This window comes from Rhodoplanes elegans, assembly GCF_016653355.1.
Classification (GTDB): domain Bacteria; phylum Pseudomonadota; class Alphaproteobacteria; order Rhizobiales; family Xanthobacteraceae; genus Rhodoplanes; species Rhodoplanes elegans.
Window position 1 is genome coordinate 1 of record NZ_NHSK01000315.1, and the last position, 3,765, is coordinate 3,765.

At 69.8% G+C, this 3,765-nt stretch carries 6 protein-coding genes; 5 read left to right on the forward strand and 1 reads right to left on the reverse strand.

Translation table 11 applies throughout. The features are described 5' to 3' along the window. The 5 genes from CCR97_RS30930 to CCR97_RS30950 all read left to right on the forward strand — a co-directional run. Positions 1-1,123 (forward strand): hypothetical protein (locus CCR97_RS30930; RefSeq protein WP_201160219.1); only part of this gene is annotated, 1,123 nt, incomplete at its 5' end. 5 nt (positions 1,124-1,128) lie between these two features. Beyond that, positions 1,129-1,338, forward strand: a complete 210-nt coding sequence (locus tag CCR97_RS30935) for a hypothetical protein (protein WP_111360769.1) — start codon at positions 1,129-1,131, stop codon at positions 1,336-1,338. Between the two features lie 26 nt (positions 1,339-1,364). After that, positions 1,365-2,471: a hypothetical protein gene (locus tag CCR97_RS30940; RefSeq protein WP_201160220.1), complete on the forward strand. Its 1,107-nt coding sequence runs from the start codon at positions 1,365-1,367 to the stop codon at positions 2,469-2,471. Positions 2,472-2,478: 7 nt separating this feature from the next. Further along, on the forward strand, positions 2,479-2,802 hold the full coding sequence (locus CCR97_RS30945; protein ID WP_111360538.1) for a hypothetical protein: 324 nt from the start codon (positions 2,479-2,481) through the stop codon (positions 2,800-2,802). Continuing rightward, positions 2,799-3,137 (forward strand): hypothetical protein, encoded by a 339-nt coding sequence (locus CCR97_RS30950; RefSeq protein ID WP_111360539.1) that lies wholly within the window; start codon positions 2,799-2,801, stop codon positions 3,135-3,137. The genes CCR97_RS30945 and CCR97_RS30950 overlap by 4 nt, the downstream gene beginning before the upstream one ends. Before the next feature lie 26 nt (positions 3,138-3,163). Here CCR97_RS30950 and CCR97_RS30955 read toward each other — a convergent pair whose 3' ends face one another. Further along, a complete protein-coding gene (locus CCR97_RS30955; RefSeq protein WP_201160221.1) occupies positions 3,164-3,508 on the reverse strand; it encodes a hypothetical protein in 345 nt (114 codons plus the stop codon). Positions 3,509-3,765: the final 257 nt, after the last annotated feature.

Below are 3,765 nucleotides of genomic sequence, written 5' to 3' on the forward strand. Positions count from 1 at the left end.
CGGGCACGCCATCATCCGGGTGCGCAAGTTCTGGACCACCACGACGAAGGCGCCCTACGACGTCTACGCGCCGGTGCCGCACACCATCCAGGGCGTGATCAAGGCGCAGTCCTGGCTGCAGTCGCAGAGCCGGTGGACGCCCGGCATGCGGCTCGGGATCGCGGCCTGGTCGGCGACCGCCGAGGTGTCGGTCTCGCTGGTCGAGTGCGGCGAGGACGGCACGCCGCGGCCCGGCCGCATGCTGCGCACCGTGACGCTCGCCGCCGGTCAGCTCCAGGCCTGGCCGGCGATGACGCGCTTCCCGTGGGCGACGCCCGTCTATCTGGAGGCCGGCAAGCGTTACGCCTACCTGTTCGCCACCACGGGCGACGTGACGGTCGCCTATGCCGAGGGCCAGAAGTTCCTGGCCGGCAACTACTTCGAGTCGACCGACGGGGCGTTCTTCCTGGGCGACCTGACCAGGGACCTCTGTCACGTCACCGAGTACTGCCGCTTCGATCTCACCTCGGTCACGGTGCCGCTGCAGGGCATCAATCTGGACGGCGGCATCCACAACATCCGGATCCGCAACGCCGAGGTCCTGCCGGAGAACACGAGCCGGAAGTTCCAGCTCCAGGTCGGCGGTCAGTGGCGCACGATCGAGGCGCCGGAGGGTGACGACACGCTGTTCGGCTCCGGCGTCACGCCCTACTACGACTTCCGTGTCGTGCTGCGCGGCGACCAGTGGGCCATGCCGGTGCTCGATCTCGGCTTCTCCGAGGTCGAGGTGTTCCGGGCCGACGACGACTTCAAGCACATCTCGAGCCCGATCGCCTTCGGCTCGGCGCTGGAGACCGTCTACGTCAAGGCGACGGTCGCGGCCTGGGACGCGGCGCGCCACACGCTCGTCGCCAAGCTGCTGCACGGCGCCGGGTACGCCAGTGTGAAGACCCACGACGCGGTCGAGACCAAGCCCGTGGTCGGCACCGACGGCCTGGTGCGGGACGGCGCGATCGAGCGCATCTGGACGTTCCAGTTCGCCTCGGGCTCCGGGATCACGGGCTGCAAGATCGAGTTCACCGGCACCACCAACAACGCCCGCGTGACCTATCACGTCGAGCGCCGCACCCACACGACGGAGTGAGCCCCATGGCGAAGAAGACCACCACGGCGCCGGCCGACGACGCCACGGCCGTGATCGACAGGGCCGCCTACTATCGCGTCAAGGCGTCGGCGCGGTTCAAGCTCGGCGGCATCGGCTTCGGCGCGGGCCAGGAGACCGAGGTGACGGGCGCGATCCTGACCGCGCTGCTCGCGAGCGAGCATGCGGCCAAGGTCGCGGGCTACGAGCCGATCTGACCAGGCCGGCGTAACGCGAGGGCGCGATGGCGCGGAAGTACCCGACGGACAAAGCCTACGAAGTCTCGAACGTCGGCGAGGTGCTGAAGAGCGAGCGGGCGTTCCGCCAGGACGTCGACATGCGGCTCGACGACCTGGAGCGCGGCATCGCGGCCCTCGGCGCCGATGCCGGCGTGCTCGTCGCCCGGGTGATCCGGGCGATCGAGACCGAGATCGCACCGCGCGCCGCCGAGATCGAGGCGCTGCTCGTCGGCTACCGCGACGGTGTTCCGGCAGCCGCCGTGGCCGAGAGCGCGGAGCGGTTCTTCCTCACGCCGGCGCGGCGCGCCGCCATCATCGCCGAGGCCGTCACCTCGGGCGACCCGTCGGCCGCGATCGCGGCGGCGACCGCGGCGCTCGCCCCGCTCGCATCGCCGACCTTCACGGGTGCGCCGACGGCGCCGACGCCGCCCGACGACAACGCCTCGACGCGCCTCGCCACCACGGCCTTCGTGGCGGCCCGGATCGCCGCGCTGATCAACGGCGCGCCGGAAGACCTTCGGGACTTCGACGCGCTGGCGAGCGCGATCAACAACGATCCGAACTTCGCGACCGCAGTGCTCAGGCTCGACGAGGAGATCGTCTACGACGCCCCCGCAAAGGCGCGGGGGCGCGCCAATCTGGGGCTCGGCACGGCGGCGACCAGGGATGTCGGCACGGGCGCCGACGACGCGGTGGCGCTCGACGGGGCCGGCAAGCTGCCGGCCGTCGACGGGTCGCACCTCACCCACGTGGTCGCCGAGAAGCTCGCGACCGCGGACGGCGCGGCACCGAGCTTCGCGGCGCGCGCGTGGGTCAACTTCAACGGCGTCGGGACCGTCGCGATCCGCGCCTCCGGCAACGTGTCGAGCATCACCGACAACGGCACCGGGGACTACACCGTCAACTTCGCGACCGCGATGCCCGACGCAAACTACTGCGTCCTCGGCATCGGCAATCACGACGGGACGGCGAACCAGACCGACCTGCACAGCGGGGCCTCCGCACCGAACGTCTCGTCGGTGCGCATCTACACCGGCACCGGCCATATCAGCGGTCAGACCGGGGGGCTCCCGATCGACCAGAACTATGTTTGCGTTGCCGTCATTCGGTGAGGGCGAGATGACCGAGAAGCGCATCGTCTATGTCGAGGGAGGCGCCGTCCGGGTGCTCATCCCGCCCCGCGAGTTCATCGACGCCGTGTTCGCCGGCGACGTCGACCGGGCGCTCCTCGCGATTGCCGCCAAGGACGTGCCGGCGGGGCTGCCGTTCCGGATCGTCGACGCGGCGGACCTGCCGGTGGACCGGGGGGACCGGGAGCTGTGGACCGTCGATGCGGCCGATCTGACCGACGGAGTCGGGGGCGATTACGGCGCCGGGACGAGCCGGGTCGTGATCGGGTGGACGGAGGCCGGCGAGCCGGTGATCCAGGAGGTTGCGACGTGAGCATCGTCAAGATCAGGCAGAGGCCGCCCGCGGCCGACCCGGCGATGCTGCCGCTGCTGTCCCGGCGCCAGGTGCTGTTCGGCTTGTTCGAGGACGGGTTCATCACGGTCGCCGAGTTCGAGGCGAGCGCCACGGCCGTGCCTGCCTCCATCGCCGCCATCATCAGCGCCGCGCCCGGCTTCGACGACGCGGCACGAGCGCGCGAGACGGTGCGGTTCCTCACGATGGAGTACGCCCGGCGCGACCACCCGCTCACCCTGATGCTCCAGGCGAGCCGGCCCGGCACGACCGACGCCGAGGTCGACGCCATGTGGCTGCGCTGGGCGGCGCTCTGATCGCCGAGAAGTCTCGGGTAACGACGCTACCAGACGAGGTTCTGAGCCTTCGCTTCCTCGCTCGGCTCGGCTCGGGCGAGCCGATCTCGCAGGACCACTAACGCGGGACCGACAGAATGAAGGGCTCGAAGTGCATGGAACTCCGAGTTCGGAGAGAGAAGAGCCTCGGCCAGAGACTCCACGTTGCGAACGACGTTGTTGATCGCTGCGCTGAGCTCATGCGTCATCTCGACGAGGTCGGTCAGACAGGCGAACTCGGAGATCACCGTGCGAACGATGGTCGGGGCCGTTTCAGCGGTCGCCTGCTGCACGGTCCGGACAATGGCATCGAAGTGGGTGGCGAGAGGAACCGGAAGGGTGGCGCTTGTCATTGAAATCTCGCCGCTGACGCCTGTCAGCGGCCCGTCGGAGTGTCGCAGACCGTAGCCTCGCGCTCGATCCCGGCCCTCGTCAAGGGGCTTTCGAACGGCTTGCGAAGGGGTTCCGATGGCCGCCCTCACGAAGAACCACGGCGTTCGCTTCATCGACGCCGGCGAGGACGCCCGCACCGTCCAGGTGCCGGACTTTTCCACAATCACCATCGTGGCATCGGCCGACGAGGCTAACCCGGCGACCTTCCCGCTGGAGA

Coding starts and splice junctions, on each gene's coding strand:
- CCR97_RS30935 (WP_111360769.1), top strand. CDS start 1,129: ATGGCGAAGAAGACCACCACGGCGCCGGCCGACGACGCCACGGCCGTG.
- CCR97_RS30955 (WP_201160221.1), bottom strand. CDS start 3,508: ATGACAAGCGCCACCCTTCCGGTTCCTCTCGCCACCCACTTCGATGCC.
- CCR97_RS30940 (WP_201160220.1), top strand. CDS start 1,365: ATGGCGCGGAAGTACCCGACGGACAAAGCCTACGAAGTCTCGAACGTC.
- CCR97_RS30945 (WP_111360538.1), top strand. CDS start 2,479: ATGACCGAGAAGCGCATCGTCTATGTCGAGGGAGGCGCCGTCCGGGTG.